Annotated in this window: 21 protein-coding genes and 1 pseudogene; 7 read left to right on the top strand and 15 right to left on the bottom strand. The window is 52.1% G+C overall.

The genetic code is table 11. From position 1 onward, the window contains the following. Positions 1-254: 254 nt before the first annotated feature. The 7 genes from CUC53_RS12075 to CUC53_RS12045 all read right to left on the bottom strand — a co-directional run bounded on the left by CUC53_RS12075 (position 255) and on the right by CUC53_RS12045 (position 4,497). On the bottom strand, positions 255-836 hold the full coding sequence (locus CUC53_RS12075; protein ID WP_100294397.1) for an aminodeoxychorismate synthase component II: 582 nt from the start codon (positions 834-836) through the stop codon (positions 255-257). Between the two features lie 21 nt (positions 837-857). Beyond that, a complete protein-coding gene (locus CUC53_RS12070; RefSeq protein WP_100294396.1) occupies positions 858-1,073 on the bottom strand; it encodes a hypothetical protein in 216 nt (71 codons plus the stop codon). Positions 1,074-1,187: 114 nt separating this feature from the next. Next, positions 1,188-2,192, bottom strand: coding sequence for a tryptophan--tRNA ligase (gene trpS, locus CUC53_RS12065; protein WP_100294395.1), 1,005 nt, complete (start codon positions 2,190-2,192; stop codon positions 1,188-1,190). Between the two features lie 42 nt (positions 2,193-2,234). Next, on the bottom strand, positions 2,235-2,903 hold the full coding sequence (locus CUC53_RS12060; protein ID WP_100294394.1) for a phosphoglycolate phosphatase: 669 nt from the start codon (positions 2,901-2,903) through the stop codon (positions 2,235-2,237). After that, positions 2,890-3,564 carry a ribulose-phosphate 3-epimerase gene (gene rpe, locus CUC53_RS12055; protein WP_100294393.1) on the bottom strand — a complete coding sequence of 225 codons (675 nt, stop codon included), beginning with the start codon at positions 3,562-3,564 and terminating at the stop codon, positions 2,890-2,892. Before rpe ends, CUC53_RS12060 begins: the two co-directional genes overlap by 14 nt. Positions 3,565-3,841: 277 nt before the next feature. Then, the gene (locus CUC53_RS12050) at positions 3,842-4,030 is read right to left on the bottom strand and encodes a DUF4250 domain-containing protein (protein WP_100294392.1); all 189 of its coding nucleotides are present in this window, start codon (positions 4,028-4,030) and stop codon (positions 3,842-3,844) included. Next, positions 4,027-4,497 (bottom strand): MarR family winged helix-turn-helix transcriptional regulator, encoded by a 471-nt coding sequence (locus CUC53_RS12045; RefSeq protein WP_100294391.1) that lies wholly within the window; start codon positions 4,495-4,497, stop codon positions 4,027-4,029. Before CUC53_RS12045 ends, CUC53_RS12050 begins: the two co-directional genes overlap by 4 nt. A 319-nt stretch (positions 4,498-4,816) precedes the next feature. Here CUC53_RS12045 and CUC53_RS12040 point away from each other — a divergent pair, with 319 nt between their 5' ends. Both CUC53_RS12040 and CUC53_RS12035 read left to right on the top strand, forming a co-directional pair. Then, on the top strand, positions 4,817-5,683 hold the full coding sequence (locus CUC53_RS12040) for a CvfB family protein (protein ID WP_100294390.1): 867 nt from the start codon (positions 4,817-4,819) through the stop codon (positions 5,681-5,683). Beyond that, the gene (locus tag CUC53_RS12035) at positions 5,684-5,995 is read left to right on the top strand and encodes a DUF1289 domain-containing protein (protein ID WP_100294389.1); all 312 of its coding nucleotides are present in this window, start codon (positions 5,684-5,686) and stop codon (positions 5,993-5,995) included. A gap of 265 nt (positions 5,996-6,260) precedes the next feature. Here CUC53_RS12035 and CUC53_RS12030 read toward each other — a convergent pair whose 3' ends face one another. The 6 genes from CUC53_RS12030 to minC form a co-directional block, all read right to left on the bottom strand. Then, positions 6,261-6,584, bottom strand: a complete 324-nt coding sequence (locus CUC53_RS12030) for an HI1450 family dsDNA-mimic protein (RefSeq protein ID WP_100294388.1) — start codon at positions 6,582-6,584, stop codon at positions 6,261-6,263. Positions 6,585-6,758: 174 nt separating this feature from the next. Then, on the bottom strand, positions 6,759-7,529 hold the full coding sequence (mtgA, locus tag CUC53_RS12025) for a monofunctional biosynthetic peptidoglycan transglycosylase (protein ID WP_167386749.1): 771 nt from the start codon (positions 7,527-7,529) through the stop codon (positions 6,759-6,761). Beyond that, positions 7,514-7,840 (bottom strand): HI1450 family dsDNA-mimic protein, encoded by a 327-nt coding sequence (locus CUC53_RS12020; protein ID WP_167386748.1) that lies wholly within the window; start codon positions 7,838-7,840, stop codon positions 7,514-7,516. The genes mtgA and CUC53_RS12020 overlap by 16 nt, the downstream gene beginning before the upstream one ends. Positions 7,841-8,026: 186 nt before the next feature. Next, a complete protein-coding gene (gene minE, locus CUC53_RS12015) occupies positions 8,027-8,299 on the bottom strand; it encodes a cell division topological specificity factor MinE (protein WP_100294387.1) in 273 nt (90 codons plus the stop codon). A 2-nt stretch (positions 8,300-8,301) separates the two neighbouring features. Continuing rightward, on the bottom strand, positions 8,302-9,114 hold the full coding sequence (gene minD / locus CUC53_RS12010; RefSeq protein WP_100294386.1) for a septum site-determining protein MinD: 813 nt from the start codon (positions 9,112-9,114) through the stop codon (positions 8,302-8,304). A 19-nt stretch (positions 9,115-9,133) separates the two neighbouring features. Next, entirely contained in the window at positions 9,134-9,844 is a 711-nt protein-coding gene (gene minC / locus CUC53_RS12005; RefSeq protein ID WP_100294385.1) for a septum site-determining protein MinC, read from the bottom strand. A 106-nt stretch (positions 9,845-9,950) separates the two neighbouring features. Between minC and CUC53_RS12000 the strand changes: the two genes are divergently transcribed. Further along, complete coding sequence (locus tag CUC53_RS12000; protein WP_100294384.1) at positions 9,951-10,232, top strand: YcgL domain-containing protein; 282 nt, start codon at positions 9,951-9,953, stop codon at positions 10,230-10,232. Positions 10,233-10,471: 239 nt separating this feature from the next. Then, on the top strand, positions 10,472-11,371 hold the full coding sequence (gene oxyR / locus CUC53_RS11995) for a DNA-binding transcriptional regulator OxyR (RefSeq protein ID WP_100294383.1): 900 nt from the start codon (positions 10,472-10,474) through the stop codon (positions 11,369-11,371). A gap of 134 nt (positions 11,372-11,505) precedes the next feature. On the opposite strand, the gene CUC53_RS11990 is transcribed toward oxyR, so the two are convergent. Next, a complete protein-coding gene (locus CUC53_RS11990; protein ID WP_100294382.1) occupies positions 11,506-13,143 on the bottom strand; it encodes a peptide ABC transporter substrate-binding protein in 1,638 nt (545 codons plus the stop codon). Positions 13,144-13,299: 156 nt separating this feature from the next. Between CUC53_RS11990 and CUC53_RS11985 the strand changes: the two genes are divergently transcribed. After that, on the top strand, positions 13,300-14,199 hold the full coding sequence (locus CUC53_RS11985) for a DMT family transporter (protein ID WP_100294381.1): 900 nt from the start codon (positions 13,300-13,302) through the stop codon (positions 14,197-14,199). A 44-nt stretch (positions 14,200-14,243) separates the two neighbouring features. Here CUC53_RS11985 and rsuA read toward each other — a convergent pair whose 3' ends face one another. Beyond that, positions 14,244-14,936 carry a 16S rRNA pseudouridine(516) synthase RsuA gene (gene rsuA / locus CUC53_RS11980; RefSeq protein ID WP_100294380.1) on the bottom strand — a complete coding sequence of 231 codons (693 nt, stop codon included), beginning with the start codon at positions 14,934-14,936 and terminating at the stop codon, positions 14,244-14,246. A gap of 228 nt (positions 14,937-15,164) precedes the next feature. On the opposite strand from rsuA, the gene CUC53_RS11975 reads away from it, so the two are divergent. Both CUC53_RS11975 and CUC53_RS11970 read left to right on the top strand, forming a co-directional pair. Continuing rightward, on the top strand, positions 15,165-16,352 hold the full coding sequence (locus CUC53_RS11975; RefSeq protein WP_100294379.1) for an HD-GYP domain-containing protein: 1,188 nt from the start codon (positions 15,165-15,167) through the stop codon (positions 16,350-16,352). A gap of 270 nt (positions 16,353-16,622) precedes the next feature. Continuing rightward, positions 16,623-17,465, top strand: a pseudogene (locus CUC53_RS11970) (IS3 family transposase); the annotation flags it as partial.

Here is a 17,465-nt window from a genome sequence, read left to right as displayed (position 1 = left end):
CAGAATAATTCACCACCCATTAGTTAAATCCGTGTAAACACATCGGCATTATCACAATTAAAAAGTAAATTGTCTGTAAAGAAAGCCGCCATAAGGCACAATCTCCGGTTGCCTATGCGGTTTTAGGCAACCTCATTGCATAACGGCTCAGGGGATATTGGCAAGAGATAATTTGAACTGGCAGGAAGATGAATAAACTATCAAGAAAATATTTTTATCTACTCAAGGGGATTGCCCGACCAAATAGGCTTCATTCAGGGCTTAACCAAAAAGTTTGCTAATAGTTGATGGCCTTGCTCACTGAGAATACTTTCTGGGTGAAACTGTACGCCCTCGATATTCAAATGGATGTGACGTAGCCCCATGATCTCATCGATGGTGCCATCGTCATGCTCACTCCAAGCGGTGATTTCAAAACAGTCGGGCAAGGTCTCGCGCTCCACAATCAACGAGTGGTAACGCGTAACGCGCAGTGGATCATTGAGGCCACGAAAAACGCCGCCATGTCGATGACGGATCTGCGATAACTTGCCATGCATCACCTGCCGAGCTCGCACTACTCGCCCACCAAATGCTTGCGCGACTGATTGATGGCCAAGGCAGACCCCTAATATCGGTAAACGACCAGCAAAATGGCTGATCGCAGCCAAGGAAATGCCGGCCTCATTGGGCGTGCAAGGGCCTGGGGATACCACCAAATAATCGGGGGACAGTTGCTCAATGCTGGCTAATGTCAGTTCATCATTACGCTTCACCACGACCTCTTGCCCTAATGCGCCAAAATATTGCACCAGATTCCAAGTAAACGAGTCGTAGTTATCAATTAACAGCAACATGAAATAGCCAACGGCAAAAATTTAACGATCGAGAAAACGGCCTTGCTCCATTTCACGCTCACGCTGGCACTCAGCTAAGTAAATAGCGGCCGCAATGGCTGGGCTCTTATAGTGTCGGTCAATGGCGTTTGAAACCATCAATTGGAGGGTATTAATATTTTTCGCTTTGCGAAATTTGCGTAGCCAGTGACCCTTGTCACTTAACTCTTCAGCAGAAATATTTAGTTGAACAGACATGCTTACTCTTGAGGAAATTACCCAGGTTAAAATAAAAAATTAAAACAATTAATTATTTAGGAAAGGAAAGCCGAGTAAATACCCAGCTTTCTTGATTATGTTTGCACCGCATATTTACGCACGTGGTACAAAACCGAGCACATCATATACGCTCGTTAAGGTTTTTTCAGCCCTTTTGCGTGCCTTTTGTGCACCTTCAGCCAAAACAGATATCAAATGGGCCTCATCCTGCCGCAGTGCTTGAAAACGCGCTTGGATCGGCGCCAGCAGCGCGACCACGGCGTCAGCGGTCTCGGTCTTGAGATGGCCATACATCTTGCCTTCAAAGTGCTGCTCCAGCTCAGGAATGGAGCGGCCTGTTACCCCAGACATCAGAGTCAGCAAGTTGGAGACTCCCGGCTTGTTCTCCGGATCAAAACGAACCACCGCCGGTTCGTCTGAATCGGTTACCGCCCGTTTAATTTTCTTAATGATGACCTTGGGATCTTCGAGCAAACCGATGAAGTTGGCTTCGTTGTCATCCGACTTGGACATCTTTTTAGTCGGCTCCTGCAGGCTCATCACCCGCGCCCCTTCAGCCGGAATAAAGGGCTCCGGCAGGGTGAACACCTCGCCATAGAGGTTGTTGAAGCGGGTGCAAATGTCGCGAGTCAGCTCCAGATGCTGTTTTTGATCGTTACCGACCGGTACCTGATTAGGCTGATAAAGCAAAATATCGGCGGCCATCAGTACCGGATAACCGAACAAGCCAACGTTGACGTTGTGCTCGAAACGGGCGGACTTGTCCTTAAATTGAGTCATGCGCGATAGCTCGCCCATCTGGGTGTAGCAATTGAGCACCCAACCGAGCTCGGCATGCTGCGGTACGTGCGACTGGATGAACACGGTGCTCTTCTTGGGATCAATGCCGACCGCCAGATAGAGGGCAGCCGCATCCAGACAGGCTTTACGCAGGGCCACGGGGTCTTGCCGGGTGGTAATGGCGTGCAAGTCGACAATGCAGTAGAGGCAGTCGAACTCATCCTGCATGTTGACCCACTGACGCAGGGCCCCCATGTAATTGCCGATGGTCAGTTGGCCGGAGGGTTGCGCTCCGCTCAATACAATTGGTTTAGTCATGAGAGTGTTAATCCTTATTATTCGGCCGGCCCGTAAGCGAGCTTAATTGAGCAATGTATCGAGCTGGGAAAAGTGTTCAAACACCCAATCTGGCTGGGAGTCAGCAATGGGGCGGCCATAGTTATAGCCGTAAGTAAGACCCACCACCTTGATGCCAGCCGCCTTGGCCGCCAGCACGTCATTTTCGGAGTCGCCCACCATCAGGGTACGCGCTGGGCTCACTCCCAATGTCTGACAGGCGTGCAGCAAGGGCTCCGGGCTCGGCTTCTTGACCGGCACGCAGTTGCCGCCAAGCCAAAGTGCAAAACAATCGCTGATGCCAAGGGCATCGAGGATGGGGGCCACAAAGTCGCTCGGCTTGTTGGTCACAATCGCCTGCTTGTAGCCTAGGGTTTGCAGGCGACGCAGACTGTGCACTACGCCGTCATACATGGCTAGCCCTTGCAGCAGGCAGGCGTTGTAATGCTGAAAAAATATCGGGCGAGCGTTGGTCAGTAGCTCAGGGTCGGCCTCGCGATAGGCGAGCGCCCGCTGGATCAGCTTATCGGCACCATTGCCCACCCAGGTACGGATCACCGCTTCATCGGCATGGGCTAGACCCAGATCGGTCAGGGTCAGATTGACCGCCTGCGCCAGCTGGGCGGCACTGTCGATCAGGGTGCCGTCCAAATCGAACAGCACCAAGTCAAATGCGCGCTCAGGGTGTGACATGAGCCAGCTCCGCACGCATCTTGTCGATCACTGCCTTGTAGTCAGGCTGGCTGAAAATGGCCGAGCCGGCGACAAACATGTCGGCGCCCGCTTCAGCAATTTCACGGATGTTGTCGACCTTCACCCCACCATCAATCTCGAGACGGATATCGCGGCCGCTCTCGTTGATCAGGCGACGCACCTGCCGCAGCTTGTCGAGGGTGCCGGGGATGAAGCTCTGACCACCAAAGCCCGGGTTGACTGACATCAGCAGGATCACGTCCAGCTTGTCCATCACATACTCGAGGCAGGAGAGAGACGTTGCGGGATTGAGCACCAGACCCGCCTGACAGCCCAGCTCCTTGATCAGGCCCAGCGAGCGGTCAACGTGGTCGGACGCTTCTGGATGGAAAGTAATCAGCGACGCTCCCGCCTTGGCAAAATCGGGAATGATACGATCCACCGGCTTGACCATCAGATGTACGTCGATGGGCGCCTCGATACCATAGTCACGCAGCGCCTGACAGACCATGGGGCCAATGGTCAGATTGGGTACATAGTGGTTATCCATCACATCGAAGTGAACCACGTCAGCACCAGCAGCCAACACGTTGGCGACATCATCCCCTAAACGAGCAAAATTGGCGGAGAGGATCGAGGGGGCAATCAGAAAATCTTTCATCAGCATCATCCATTGGCAGCCAGGAAAAAACGGCGCGATTCTAACGTAAATACCCAGTGAAAACGATACGAACAGACAGATCAACCCCGATTCCCCCGCAACAGGGGCGAGGCAGTGAGAAAACAAAGTGGGTAGATGATCAAGCAATGCCATGACGTGGCAGCGACATCGCGGGCAAGGTTAACGGCGTGCCCATCATCGCACATCCCGTTTCGAGCGAGCCATCAGGGGCGACGGATATTCATCATGTTGGCGCTTATCACACCGATTTCATCGATTATTTGAACTGTTTATGCTGCGGCTGATAGTGAAAATGCGCTGCGGCCAGACGGCTCACCAGCGCCGCTTGATCGAGATCTTGCGCCTTACAGAGATCCTCAAGATCTTCATACTGGTCGCGTAACTGCATGTTGATAACACTGACCAACATATTAACGTCCATGGTGGCAAACTGTTTTAGGATCATTCTTGCGGCTCCTTATCGAGCGATTGTAACTGTTCGATAGCACTGCTGACGGTATGCAGGTGCTGACGGATCGCCTCACGAAACGCTCCCGGTAAATAATCAGTCAACGTGTGCTGCCAACTACCCGCTTCCTCTTTGAGCTGCACAAAGAGAGCAAGGCCTTGGTGAGTCAGCGATACCAAACTAATCCGCTTATCTTGCTCGTCGTTTTCGGTAAACAGAATGCCCTTTGCGACCAAACGACGAATTTCACGGGAAATCCGTACCTTGTCCATGCCGCTCGTCTCGACCAGCTCTTTTTGACTGATGGGATAGTGCGGCCCGAGCACCATCATTAAGCGCCATTGAGGAACGGTGAGTTGATAGCGCTGTTGATAAAATTGCTCAAAGGTATCCCGCAACATCTCAGCGGCATGGACTAGCTGGTAAGGAGGATAGTGTTCGAGTAACGGTATAATTCTGGGCATATGACACCTTGTTCGGGCCGCGTTTCATGGCGTTTCTGTTGTTAGAGGCTGATGATACAAAACACAAAGAGGTTTGTCCGAGGGTATTAGGATGAAATGTGCTGTTGAGCACGGCAAACGGCCAAGATCGAGCAATCTGGCTCATTTAGTCAGTAACTAACACGATCCTGAGATGAATCACCGACAACGTGCCATGCCCAAAACACCCAGGATGGCGATCATGCCTCGCGCGTGCAACCCCTCATCAGGCACAACCAGCTAGGTCAGAGCAGGGCTCTTGAGGTAACATGCGCGACCATTGGGTCAGCCCGCTAGGGTAATGAAAAAAGAGAGCAGCATGATACAGATCGGCAAAATGAACTCCCTCACCATCGTTGAACTCGAAGATCGCGGAGCTTGGCTCGCGGCAGACGAATACGGTGAGTTGCTCCTGCCTAAACGCCAGCTACCTGATGGGGTAAAAGAGGGCGACAACGTGGCGGTCTTCCTTTATCTGGATGCCGACTGCGAGCCGGTGATCACCACCGATAAGCCTTTTGCCATGGTGGATGAATTTGCCGGTCTAAAGGTCATTAATGCCAACAAAGTGGGGGCATTTCTTGATTGGGGAATGAAAAAAGATCTGTTCGTGCCAAGCCGCGAGCAAAACAAACCGATGCAGGTTGGCCATGTCTATCTTGTGCGTTTGCAGCTCGATAATGAAGGGCGCATGGTCGCTACCAGCCGCCTTGAGCGTTTTCTAAATGATGCAACCAGCGGTTTCAAGGTCGGGGATGAGGTGACAGCACTCCCCGGCGAGCATTCTCCTCTTGGTATTAAAGTCATCGTCAACGGTCAATATCCCGGCATGCTGTTCAAGAATGAGGTGTTTGGCCGTGTGCTCACCGGTCGTCCGCAGACGGCATGGGTCAAGCAAGTGCGTGAAGATGGCAAACTCGATTTAACCCTGCAAAAACCAGGTATGGCCAACGTAGAGGATGCCAGCGAACGCATCCTCACTCGGATCAAAAAGCAAGGTGGCAGTTTGGCACTGGGCGATAAAAGCGAGCCAGAACTTATCTACAAATTGCTGGGCATGAGTAAAGGCACCTTTAAAAAAGCCATCGGTGGGCTCTACAAACAAGGGAAAATCGTCATTGAGGCTCATGCCATCACCTTAGTCAAACCCGCGGCGGACGACGAATAGATGCCAAGCCCCTGCAGCAGTCGTTGCCAAGCCAAAGGGGGGTTATGTGTTGGTTGTGGACGCACCCTGACAGAAATTACCCGCTGGTCATCCATGGATGAGCGATCCCAATTGGCCGTCATGGCTGAGCTGGAGGGTACCAAAAGCACCCATTCATGCCCGGGTTGTGGCAACCCCACCTATTGCGCGGTCTCCGCTGGCGAGCCCATCTCGCACTGCTGGTGTAGCCAGCTGACTGCACTCCCGCTCGGTGAAGCCAGTGCTTGCTGGTGTCGACACTGCCTGAGTAACAGGATCGGGCAGGAACCTTGAGCCCATAGCGCTAGCCATGCAGACGCCATAGCGCAGATCAGTGACCCGCATTGGTGATAGATGAGATAACCACTAAAAAAGAGGACAGCGCAACGTCCTCTTTTCATTTAAGCAGTTAAGAATCAAACTGTTAAACCGCGATGACGTTACGATTATGACGGCTCCGAGAGCGGCAACAGTGAAACGATGGAGAGACTATAATGAGGCCACATGCCGACTTATAGCCATAACACAAGCTGACTCGCCGCTCCTCCATGAGCCCTGATTAAGCTTGCTGCTGACGATACCACCGGACATAGGTCGCCTCTTCCGTGACATAACGAGGCAGCAAGAAGCTGGCAAAGAGCACCTCAAATTCATCTTGATGATCGAGCAATCCGACCTGCACTTCGACCCATAACGCTATGTCGACAGGCATTCCCAGCTCAGCTGACCAATCCGCGTTAGGGAGAGTCGCCTCAACGGCTCCACGCTGCTCAAACTCTAAGGTGATATCGACTATTTGTTCTGGTGCCAGCATATCAGCAGCCTGCTCAAGAAACTGATCATAGGCCCACTCAACTAACTGATCTGGGGTACGCTGCTCCATAAAATAACTCCAAGCACATCAAGGGTAATCAAGTAACGAGCCACAACCAGCTCATGGGATATAAGAGGTCGCAGCAAACGGATAATTAAAGAGGGGGACTTTCAGATCACATGGCATGATGATGCATCCATGATGCTCTGGTTATCCACAGCGGTGCACCCAAACCTCAAAATATTACTCAGTTTGCTGCATCTCTTTAAGCGTTATATGACCCAACTGTACCATCTGACGCCGTATCCATGCCGAACGTTTTTGCACATAAGGAGAGGCCGGTTTAATGCGATATCGCCAAGGATTAGGTAACACGGCGGCAAGTAGTGAGGCTTCATATCGAGTCAGGCGGGCAGCTGATTTACCAAAGTAGTGTTTCGCCGCCGCTTCTGCGCCATAAATACCGGGACCAAACTCCACGATATTCAGATATACCTCAAGGATCCGCGACTTGTCCCATCCCAATTCCATCAGCAGCGTGAACCACGCCTCAATCCCCTTGCGGATCACGCTACGCTCACTCCACATAAAGAGATTTTTGGCCGCCTGCTGACTTAATGTGCTTCCCCCTCTTACCCGCTCACTCTGCTGGTTGTGTTTGAATGCGGCGCTAATTGCCGCCATATCAAACCCATGATGGCGGGTAAAACGCTGATCCTCTGCGGCGATGACCGCCAGCTGTAACTCTTTGGATATCTCGCTCAGCGCCACCCAATCATGTTTAACATCAGTGACCTTCGCTGGCGGGAACAGTGCCCGCTCAAGGCGCCAACTCCACATTGGAGGATCAATAAACCGTAACAGCGCCACCGAGAGCACAGAGCTGATCAGAGCAGCCAGTACGACATGACCAGCCCAACGTACTATTTTACGGCCAAGCGAAGACCTTATCGGTGTTGGGGCAGCAGGGGGAAGCCGCCGCTCATCGAGGGCTGGTGTTATTGAGGTAACCATTCGATATGACAAAATTTTTCATCAATGCGACGGGAAAGTAACATGCGGGCAAACAGGTGTTCGTACTCTTGTTGGGGATTGCCAAGCCCGACCCACACCTCGGCATAGTCAGCATCATTCACGGCAAAGCCGACATCCGCTTCCCACTCTTCACTAGGCTCCGTTTCAGCCAACAAACCACGGCTGTTAAACGCGTCATTGAAAAGAGTTATCTCATGCTCCGGCAGATTATCGGAGGCTAACTCCATAAAGAGCTCCAATGCGGTATCAAGTAACGCTTCAACACTGTATATTTCGTCTTGCAAAGACATACCCCATTTGTATCTATTTAAAAATAAAACATGAGTGACCATCCATAGTTAATGGCCGCGCTATTCTAACTGCCAGCTATCTTATTGGCGAGAGACTCGGCAATTGAGCCTAATACTTGGCAATAAAAAACCGGAGCCATAGGATGGTTCCGGTTTCTAATTAACAACGAGGCTGGACATAAGGTGTCAACTCATCCCCTTTTTATCATCCGCAAAGGTGATATTGAGTTCGAGCACTGACAGCGCATCACTTTTCTGATCTAGCTGAACCGTGATCTGATTGGGATCAATATTCACATACTTGCGGATCACATCCAGGATATCTTGTTTGAGTTGGGGTAGATAATCTGGCCCCCCTCTGGATGAACGCTCGTGAGCAACAATGATCTGCAACCGCTCTTTGGCCAGTTGTGCGGTGTTCTGTTTCTTGTTGGAACGAAAATAATCCAATAATGACATAGTTAACTCCCGAACAGTCGGCTAAAGAAGCCCTTCTTCTCTTCTTCCAGAAAACGAAACTCCTTGGTATCCCCAAGCAAGCGAGAGACTGCGTCTTCATAGGCTTGTCCCGCATCCGACTCTTTATCGAGGATAACGGGCTCACCCGAGTTAGAGGCACGCAGTACTGCCTGAGATTCAGGAATAACCCCCAGTAACGGGATAGCCAAAATATCCTGCACATCCTGCACACTCAACATATCCCCCCGACTCACACGGGTAGGGCAATATCTCGTCAGCAGCAAATGCTCTTTTATCGGCTCTTCGCCACGCTCTGCACGACGGGATTTCGACGCTAAAATCCCCAAAATCCGATCAGAGTCACGCACAGAAGAGACTTCTGGGTTAGTGGTCACAATGGCCTCATCGGCAAAGTAGAGCGCCATCAGCGCGCCCGATTCGATCCCCGCCGGAGAGTCGCACACGATGTAATCAAACTTCATTTCAGCCAGCTGTTCCAGCACTTTGCTAACCCCCTCATGGGTTAGCGCATCCTTGTCTCGGGTCTGTGAGGCCGGCAGAATGTAAAGATTTTCAGATCGTTTATCTTTGATCAAAGCCTGATTGAGGTTGGCTTCACCATTGATAACATTGACAAAATCATACACTACTCGGCGCTCACACCCCATAATGAGGTCTAAGTTGCGCAGACCGATATCAAAATCGATCACCACCGTTTTGTGGCCACGCTGAGCTAAACCGGTACTCAAGGCCGCGCTCGTTGTGGTCTTACCAACGCCACCTTTACCGGATGTAACGACTATGATTCGCGCCATTCTCGCTTCCTTAGTAACGCTATTTGATGCTGTCTATATGGAGTTGTTCATTATCCAACCGGATATGCGCCGGTTGCTGCATAAAATCACTTGGCAAGGCATCGCTCAGTTGAAATGTTCCTGCGATAGAGATCAATTCAGCCTCTAAGTGCTGGCAATAGATACGGGCCTGATTGTTACCCATGGCTCCAGCGATGGCCCTACCACGTAGGGCGCCATAAATATGAATACTGTCATCAGCGAGGACTTCAGCTCCGGGGCTAACCGATCCCAGCACAACCAACGACGTGCCTGCCGCATAAATCTGCTGGCCCGAACGCACGGGGCCCACATGCACCTTGGTTGGGATCACTGCTGGCAGTTCAGGGGTTGGTTCAGCGAGAGGGGCGACATCACGCGCAGGCTCAGGGGGAATAGTGCGGCTTTTTCCCGAGGCCATGACAGCCAAACCAGCCGCCTTAGCTGCCGTCTTCATCTTTTCATCACGGGCCCCTGTAATGCCCACTAACACAAACTCTTCTAACTCAACCAGCTCTTTTAGCTGCTCAAAATTGGGAATCTGTTCTAACCGAGACACATTAATAACCAGCGGAGCGCAATTAAAAAAATAGGGCGCTTGTGCCACTTTCTCCGCTAACAGTTGCCGGATCCGCTCGGGCTCACCATCACCAATATGTAACACTGAAATGGTGAACGTAGTTCCTTTCAATTCGTTATCGCGCTCAACCATGAAATTCCCCAAGACAGAGACGGCAATCCGTTATTGTTATTCAATTTCTGATGTTATAGTTTGCCCCCATCAGAGGCAATAAACTCATCGGATTATATCAATTTATATGTTGTGTGCAGTCTATAAAAGTCGCAAAAAAGCTGAGACCTATCTTTTTGTAGAACGGCGAGAAGATTTTTCCCGAGTACCTGAGATTCTGATGACCACATTTGGTCGCCCGGAGCTAGTATTGATGACCAAATTGGATCTCACTAAACCCTTAGGGCTGGCTGACGTCAACAAGGTGATGGCCGCGCTCAATCAGCAGGGATTCTACTTACAGCTACCGCCTCCCACTGAAAATTTATTGGTTCAGCACAAAGTGAACTTAGCCCTTGGCGACAGATAAATGTGGGTCTCGATGTTTCTCCACTTGCCTTCGACTTAATATTGGTTAGCTACGCGCCTTCACATCAATATTACTGAGTGTTTTTTATACTGATTTTTTAGCTACCCTTGTTGTAACCTAATATTGGGTACCCATTTAACACTACGCTCTCCTCATTATTGCCTTATCGCCAATGACTTGTTCCATTGGCTGATATTGGGCATCCTAAATTGTCTCCTTTCACATTGGACCTATATCGTATGAATATTCGCGATCTTGAATATTTGGTAGCACTGGAAGAAGAAAAACATTTTCGTAAAGCCGCTGAGCGCTGTTTTGTAAGCCAGCCAACCTTGAGTGGTCAACTGCGGAAATTGGAAGATGAATTAGGCGTGATTTTGATCGAGCGAACTTCACGCAAAGTGCTGTTCACCTCCGCAGGCGATGCCATGGCTCGCCAAGCGAGACAGGTACTCAAAGAGGTGCGAGAACTGAAGAATATCGGTCACTATTTTGCTGATCCGATGTCTGGCGAGATCCATATTGGGTTTATTCCCACCGTTGGCCCCTATTTATTACCGCTGATCATCCAAGATTTGCGCAGCCACTTTCCTCGGCTGGAATTTTATCTCTACGAAGAGCAGACACAGAGCTTGTTGAAAAAATTAGAAGAGGGGCTACTCGATTGTGTGGTCATGGCGGAGCTCGCCAACATCGAAGGGGTGGGCTCTCTTGCGCTTTATGAGGAACCCATGTGGTTAGCACTGCCTCAACATCACCCAGATGCCCTAGCAACGCAGCTACCACTTAGTCACCTCAAAGGCCAAAAGATGTTGATGTTGGCCGATGGCCACTGCTTACGCGATCAAGCGATGGGGTTTTGTTTTGCGGGCGGTATTGAGGAAGATACGCGCTTTAAGGGCACCAGTCTGGAGACACTACGCAACATGGTGGCGGCAGGAAGCGGCATGACCTTGATGCCCAAACTGGCCGTACCGGTCGCCCACGATGCGGCAGGTGTGAGTTATCGCCCGGTCATTGACCCGATCCCGCAACGTATCATCTCCTTATTTTACCGCCACTACTCGGTACGCCGCCCCTGTTTTAATGAGTTAGCAGAGCGCATTACTCGCTTAATCTCATCTGCCCTAGGGGAATAAACCACCCTCATCGTTATCACTCGCTGCCATCTGTTTACTTACCATCGTCGGGTGCGCGTTTACGTTTTTCCGCAACACTGGCCATAGCCAGCAGCATCGGCCATGCCAGAGCAACTGGGATTTGTTTATCCCCCTTACTGGCGACTAAAGTAGAGGTCTTTCGTTGCAATCGCCCCTTTTAAATTTTGGCTTGGCAAACCACGTAAGGTGGGATCAATCAGCCTCATTTGGTTGTAGTGATAGATCGGAATAATGGGCACCTGATCCAGCAACAGCTGCTCGGCGGCCTGATAACGAGCCGTTCGCGTGGCCTTATCCAAGGTCTCTGAGGCTTGTTGTAACCGTGCATCAAACTCAGGATCACAGTATCCGCTCTCATTTTGTGGGTCCTGGCAGCGAAAGCTATTGAGCATGGCAGAGGGCTCCACATAATCCCCAAAGAGGAAACTACGAGCCACGCTAAAATCGCCACTCTCTTTAGCCTGCTGATACTTGCCCCACTCCAGCTCAGTCAATGTGACCTCAACCCCAAGGGGCTGCCACATGGCGGAGACCGCAAGCGCCATGTTTTTATGATTTTCCGATCGGTTGTAGGTGAGGGTCAGGGGGAGTGGATGAGCACGGCTATAGCCGGCCTGCGCCATTAAGGCAGCCGCTTGAGTAAGCCGAGTAGGCTGATCCTCCCCTGCCAACGGACTCACCAACGCTGGATACTCCGGCATGGCAGGCAGTAAAGACCAAGCGGGTAACTCCCCTTGCCCGCTCACCACGTCAGTCAGGCGCTGCCGGTCAATGGCCATCGAGAGCGCACGCCGCACTCGGACATCTTGTAACTCAGGGCGGCGCAAATTGAAGCTGTACAGATAGGTGCCAAGCAGCGGGAGTCCCCACATTCGTTCGGGGGCCGTCTGTTTCATCGCTTGGTAATACCCCAACGCCACCCTATTGGTCAGCTGGATCTCTCCGGTTTGGTAGCGCAACTGCTCAGCATGTTGGGATGCTAACGGCAAATAGGTCACCCGCTGGATACGGGTATGCAGGTCATCCCAATAGTGGGCGTTACGCACCGCTTCCACCCGCTCATGGGGCACCCAATTCACCAACTTATACGCCCCGTTACTGACCAACCTACCAGGCGCCGTCCATTGCGGGCCAAATTGGCGGATCGCCCGCTGATTGACCGGCACAAAAGGGCGCTGGCTAATCAGTTGCAGAAAATAAGGCACGGGACGCTCTAAGGTGACTTTTAAAATCTGCTCGCTTTCGGCCTCTACCCCCAAAGCTCCTAAATCAAGCGCTCCGGCATAAATAGATTGGGCATTGTTCAGCCCACTGGCCAACATCAGCCCAGCGGAAGGTGAACCAATCGCAGGATCAAGCAGCCGGCGCCAGGCATAGACGAAGTCGCTAGCCGTTAGCGGCTCACCATTAGACCATGACAAGTTGGGCCGCAAAAAAAAACGCCACACTAGACCATCGCGGCTGGTTTCCCACCGCAAGGCTTGAGCGGGTACGATGTTGCCGGAACCATCCTCGGTCACCAGCCCTTCGAACAAGTCAACCAAGATCACTTCACTAGGAAAGCCCGAGCGCACTAGGGCAGGATCTAAAGTATCAGGCTCGGCACCATTGCCTTTGACCAAGATTTGCCGCTCGGCCAGCGGTAACGGAATATCAACCGGCGTTGCTTGGGCTGAACTGCCCACTAACACGCTAACCAGTAGCGAACAACACCAGCTGGACACTGGCGATAACAAGAAAACAGCGTTCATGAACAGCACCTTGCTCCATCTCACGTCAAGGGGGGAAGGCCGACGGCGCGCCTAGATGAATGCATAATGCCGCCCTTGTTATCCCCGAAAACGCCCCGTATTGTATCCGGCTTGCCCAAAAGATGGTGTCTTTCGGGCTTTTTTCAGGAGTTTTTTATGGGTTATGAATGGCTGGCGCTCGCTTCTGCCAGTTTGTGGGCAGTAGCGGCCCTGATTTCAGTGAAACCGGCTCGGCATTTGGGGGCATTTGCCTATAGCCGCTGGCGGATGCTGTTAGTGAGCATCATGCTCGGCGGCATGAGCCTGTTCACTGGCGGATGGCAGAGCCTCACCGCTCATGCACTACCGATGCTCGCACTCTCTGGCTTAGTCGGCATTTTTGTCGGCGATACCGCCCTGTTTGCCTGTATGAACCGACTCGGCCCACGACGCAGTGGCCTGCTGTTTTCCTGCCATGCACTCTTCTCGGCACTCCTTGGATTATGGCTATTTGACGAACGACTCGGTGGGTGGCGACTAGTAGGGGCCATGTTGGTGCTCGGCGGAGTAATGCTGGCAATCCTCTTTGGACGACGCAATCAGCAGCATGAATGGGAGCAGGTACGCGGTCATCTGGCGATCGGCATCGCGCTCGGCTTGACCGCCGCTCTCTGCCAAAGCCTCGGTGCCATTATTGCCAAACCAGTCATGGTCACTGGCACTGTCGATGCCGTAAGTGCCTCTGGCGTTCGCATGGCCAGCGCGCTGTTGGCGCACTGCGTATTACGGGGGCTGCGGGTGCCACTGGCGTTACCACTTAACCCAATTAACCGCCACATACTGGGGATGATCGGCATCAACGGCTTTTTAGCCATGGCGATGGGGATGACGCTCATTTTGGTAGCGCTGCGACAAGCGGATGTGGGGATGGTTGCGATTCTCTCCTCCACCACCCCTGTGATGCTGTTACCACTGCTGTGGTGGCACTCAGGCCAGCGTCCAGCACTGGCGGCTTGGGGGGGCGCCTTGCTCGCCACACTGGGTACCGCCATGGTCTTAGGGATCAGTCACCCCTGATCCCTGTCGCACCCTCTGCACTCATAATCAATTAGCGGGCATGATCAGAATTGAGCGACCTCAGCTGCAGTCAGCTCACGGTATTCGCCCTCTGCCAAGGCGCTATCCAGTGCGAGCGTCCCGACACACTCGCGATGCAAGCCAACCACCTTGTTACCGATCGCTGCAAACATCCGTTTTACCTGATGGTACTTCCCTTCGTGAATGGTTAACTGCGCCTCACGCTCTCCCAACAGCACCAGCTGCGCAGAGCGCGTTTTTTCGGTTTCACTGCGCAGTAATACCCCCTCAGCAAACAGCGCGATGGCATCAGGGCTCACTGGGTCTGCCAGCCACACATGATAGGTTTTGGCACACTCATGGCGCGGCGAGGTGATACGATGCGACCACTGACCATCATCGGTCACCAGCACTAATCCGGTGGTATCAAGATCAAGCCGTCCTACCACATGCAATTTTCCCATGGCAGGTTCATCCATCAGAAAAAACACCGTGGGGTGATCTGGATCATCGTTAGAGCAGACATACCCTTGCGGTTTATGCAGCATGAAATAACGATGACGCTGATCCAACGTCAGGATCGCTCCATCGAACTCAATCTGGCTCCCTTCATTGATATGAAAAGCGGGCTGCTTGACCACAATGCCATCCACCATCACCTCACCTTGGCGAATCAGCTTGCCTGCCAGCGAGCGGGTTAAATCGGAACAGTCACAGAGAAATTTATCAAGCCGCATCACCACCTCACCATTAATTACTAAAAAGAGTCGCTTTCTAACAAGGTGCGACATCGAACAAGTGTCGATCGCTAAAGGAGCCCATTGCTAAAAGGGCGACATTATATAGCGCCCCCCTGACAACGCCACCGTTAACGGGGATGATGGTCGCGATCATCGCCACGGTGGTACACTGCGCCCTATCCCACGCAAATGACGATGATAATAACCAATCTGCAGGTACCGCCAATGAAGCACCGAGCTGCCTATCCGGTCATCCCCATCAATCAGCTGATACCCGGTATGTTTGTGATCGCTATCACTAGCCAAACTGGGGGGATGGAGATTGCACAAGTGGGATTAGTGACCAGTCAGGGGCAGATCGAGCGCCTAGTGCGTCAAGGGGTATTGACGGTACGCATCGACTTAGCAAAAAGCCGCTTGCGCACAACTTACCCCGAGCTGATGGCCTCATTGACTCGTCGCGTTCCTAGTCACCACGCCCATCGTCACTCGGGTAGCCGAGCGTTAAAGATCCGCCGCCTCTACCAAGCAGCACGCGAGCTACAAGCTAAATTTATTCGCCAGCTCAAAGCGGGAGAACCCGTCGATATCACCTCGTTGACCGAGGTCGCTGAAGCGCTGGTAAATACCATGTTCAGCCATGGGGATGCCATGCTCTGTCTGGCCCGCATTCGGGCAAAAGATGCCTATCTGATGGAACATTCGATGAATGTGGCTATCTTGCTCGCCCATTTTGGTCGCTATCTGAAGTTGGATCGCAGCACTCTCTATGAGTTGACCCTAGGGGGATTGCTACACGACATTGGCAAGATCATGACCCCCGATGAAGTGCTCAATAAACCGGGAAAACTAACCGATCAAGAGCAGATCGTCATGCGCCAACACGTGGTACACAGCCAGCGCATTTTACAAGAGACCCCAGGCATCACCGCAACCATGCTAGAAGTCGCAGCCAATCACCACGAACGGCTCGATGGCACCGGCTACCCGAGACAACTCAAGGGCGAGCAGCTGTCTCTTTACACCAGAATGAGTGCTATCGTCGACGTTTACGATGCCGTGACCGCAGATCGCGTCTACAAAAAAGGGGTCCAGCCAACCCACGCATTTCGCATCCTACTGAAAGGATGCCATCGCCAGTTTGATGCTGAACTGGTCACCAAATTTATCAAGTGCATGGGGGTTTATCCCGTTGGTACCTTGGTACAACTCTCGAATCAACGCTTGGCGATTGTGATGCAGCGTAACGGTAAAGAGCCGCTCAAACCGGTGGTGAAAGTGATCTATCACGCTGTCTTGCGCCATTACTTGGACGTACAGTGGCTGGATCTTGCCGAAAACGGGGTCAATGAGACCATCGAATGTACCGTTGATCCCAGCGCCGTTGGCATTGAGCTGAGTCATTTCGTCTAACCCTGCCGAACGGAAGAACGTGAATTCAGATAATTAAGTGGAATGCTCCTGATGAATAGAGAAAAGAGTGGCGTTAATGGGATGGTCGCCCCTCCCCAAAACGGCATCTGAGTGCCAAAGTGGCGAATGTAAGTTCCCGCTGATGAGAGAGGCGACGACTATCGGCATCGATCTGGCAAAATATCTCTTCCAATTACATGGTAATCCCCCCGAAAAACTGAAGTGCTCCTAGGTAGAATTTTCTCGTATTTTGAACGCGGGAGGTTCCACATGAAAGCATCACGCTTTAGCGATGCCCAGTTCATCGCCATCCTCAAACAGGCCGAGTCAGGCTCACCCGTACCTGAGCTGTGCCGCGAGCACGGCATCAGCTCCGCCACCTTCTACAAGTGGCGTTCAAAATATGGCGGGATGGATGCCTCCCTCATGACTCGTCTCAAGGAGCTGGAGGACGAAAACCGCCGCCTCAAGAAGATGTATGCCGAGGAGCGCCTCAAGGCTGAGATCATCGCCGAGGCTATGGCAAAAAAGGGGTGACACCATCTGCCCGCAAGGAGATGGCTACCAAGGCCGTGGCTCATTACATCCTATCTATCCGCCTGGCTTGCCAGGTGTTCAAGGTGAGCGAGGGTTGTTATCGCTATCAGCCCGTGCTGGCCGATGAAAACCAGCTGATTGGTTGCTGCATATCACCAACACCCAGCACAACGGGGGCTTTGGCCTCTGTTTTCTCTACCTGCGCAACGTCAAAGGCGTTGGCTGGAACCACAAACGGGTCTACCGGATTTATCGAGAGCTTGAACTGAACTTGCGTATCAAGCCCAAAAAGCGATTGGTACGTGAAAAGCCGGAAGCATTGGCTGTGCCCGACAAGCCCAATCACTCCTGGTCGATGGATTTTATGCATGACCAGCTCAGTGATGGCCGGTCGGTGCGACTGTTTAATGTGATCGATGACTTTAACCGTGAGGCGCTGTGTATAGAGGTTAATTTTTCATTGCCTGCCTAGCGGGTCAAACGAGCCCTGGAGCAGGTGATCGAGTGGCGTGGCAAACCATCGATGATCCGGTGTGATAATGGCCCGGAATATATCAGCGAAGAGCTCAAGGAGTG

This window comes from Aeromonas cavernicola (genome assembly GCF_002795305.1).
In the GTDB taxonomy this organism is placed as follows: Bacteria; Pseudomonadota; Gammaproteobacteria; order Enterobacterales; family Aeromonadaceae; genus Aeromonas; species Aeromonas cavernicola.
Note: the sequence above shows the minus strand (reverse complement) of the source record. Positions and strands in the feature narration are given on the sequence as shown.

What these genes read in the sequence shown, in the direction of transcription:
- CUC53_RS12070 (WP_100294396.1), bottom strand. Translation starts at nt 1,073, where the DNA reads ATGTCTGTTCAACTAAATATTTCTGCTGAAGAGTTAAGTGACAAGGGT.
- CUC53_RS12060 (WP_100294394.1), bottom strand. Translation starts at nt 2,903, where the DNA reads ATGTCACACCCTGAGCGCGCATTTGACTTGGTGCTGTTCGATTTGGAC.
- CUC53_RS12045 (WP_100294391.1), bottom strand. Translation starts at nt 4,497, where the DNA reads ATGCCCAGAATTATACCGTTACTCGAACACTATCCTCCTTACCAGCTA.
- mtgA (WP_167386749.1), bottom strand. Translation starts at nt 7,529, where the DNA reads ATGGTTACCTCAATAACACCAGCCCTCGATGAGCGGCGGCTTCCCCCT.
- rpe (WP_100294393.1), bottom strand. Translation starts at nt 3,564, where the DNA reads ATGAAAGATTTTCTGATTGCCCCCTCGATCCTCTCCGCCAATTTTGCT.
- CUC53_RS11975 (WP_100294379.1), top strand. Translation starts at nt 15,165, where the DNA reads ATGAAGCACCGAGCTGCCTATCCGGTCATCCCCATCAATCAGCTGATA.
- CUC53_RS12000 (WP_100294384.1), top strand. Translation starts at nt 9,951, where the DNA reads ATGTTGTGTGCAGTCTATAAAAGTCGCAAAAAAGCTGAGACCTATCTT.
- oxyR (WP_100294383.1), top strand. Translation starts at nt 10,472, where the DNA reads ATGAATATTCGCGATCTTGAATATTTGGTAGCACTGGAAGAAGAAAAA.
- trpS (WP_100294395.1), bottom strand. Translation starts at nt 2,192, where the DNA reads ATGACTAAACCAATTGTATTGAGCGGAGCGCAACCCTCCGGCCAACTG.
- CUC53_RS11990 (WP_100294382.1), bottom strand. Translation starts at nt 13,143, where the DNA reads ATGAACGCTGTTTTCTTGTTATCGCCAGTGTCCAGCTGGTGTTGTTCG.
- CUC53_RS12050 (WP_100294392.1), bottom strand. Translation starts at nt 4,030, where the DNA reads ATGATCCTAAAACAGTTTGCCACCATGGACGTTAATATGTTGGTCAGT.
- CUC53_RS11985 (WP_100294381.1), top strand. Translation starts at nt 13,300, where the DNA reads ATGGGTTATGAATGGCTGGCGCTCGCTTCTGCCAGTTTGTGGGCAGTA.
- minE (WP_100294387.1), bottom strand. Translation starts at nt 8,299, where the DNA reads ATGTCATTATTGGATTATTTTCGTTCCAACAAGAAACAGAACACCGCA.
- CUC53_RS12020 (WP_167386748.1), bottom strand. Translation starts at nt 7,840, where the DNA reads ATGTCTTTGCAAGACGAAATATACAGTGTTGAAGCGTTACTTGATACC.
- CUC53_RS12035 (WP_100294389.1), top strand. Translation starts at nt 5,684, where the DNA reads ATGCCAAGCCCCTGCAGCAGTCGTTGCCAAGCCAAAGGGGGGTTATGT.
- rsuA (WP_100294380.1), bottom strand. Translation starts at nt 14,936, where the DNA reads ATGCGGCTTGATAAATTTCTCTGTGACTGTTCCGATTTAACCCGCTCG.
- CUC53_RS12030 (WP_100294388.1), bottom strand. Translation starts at nt 6,584, where the DNA reads ATGGAGCAGCGTACCCCAGATCAGTTAGTTGAGTGGGCCTATGATCAG.
- CUC53_RS12040 (WP_100294390.1), top strand. Translation starts at nt 4,817, where the DNA reads ATGAAAAAAGAGAGCAGCATGATACAGATCGGCAAAATGAACTCCCTC.
- minD (WP_100294386.1), bottom strand. Translation starts at nt 9,114, where the DNA reads ATGGCGCGAATCATAGTCGTTACATCCGGTAAAGGTGGCGTTGGTAAG.
- CUC53_RS12075 (WP_100294397.1), bottom strand. Translation starts at nt 836, where the DNA reads ATGTTGCTGTTAATTGATAACTACGACTCGTTTACTTGGAATCTGGTG.
- minC (WP_100294385.1), bottom strand. Translation starts at nt 9,844, where the DNA reads ATGGTTGAGCGCGATAACGAATTGAAAGGAACTACGTTCACCATTTCA.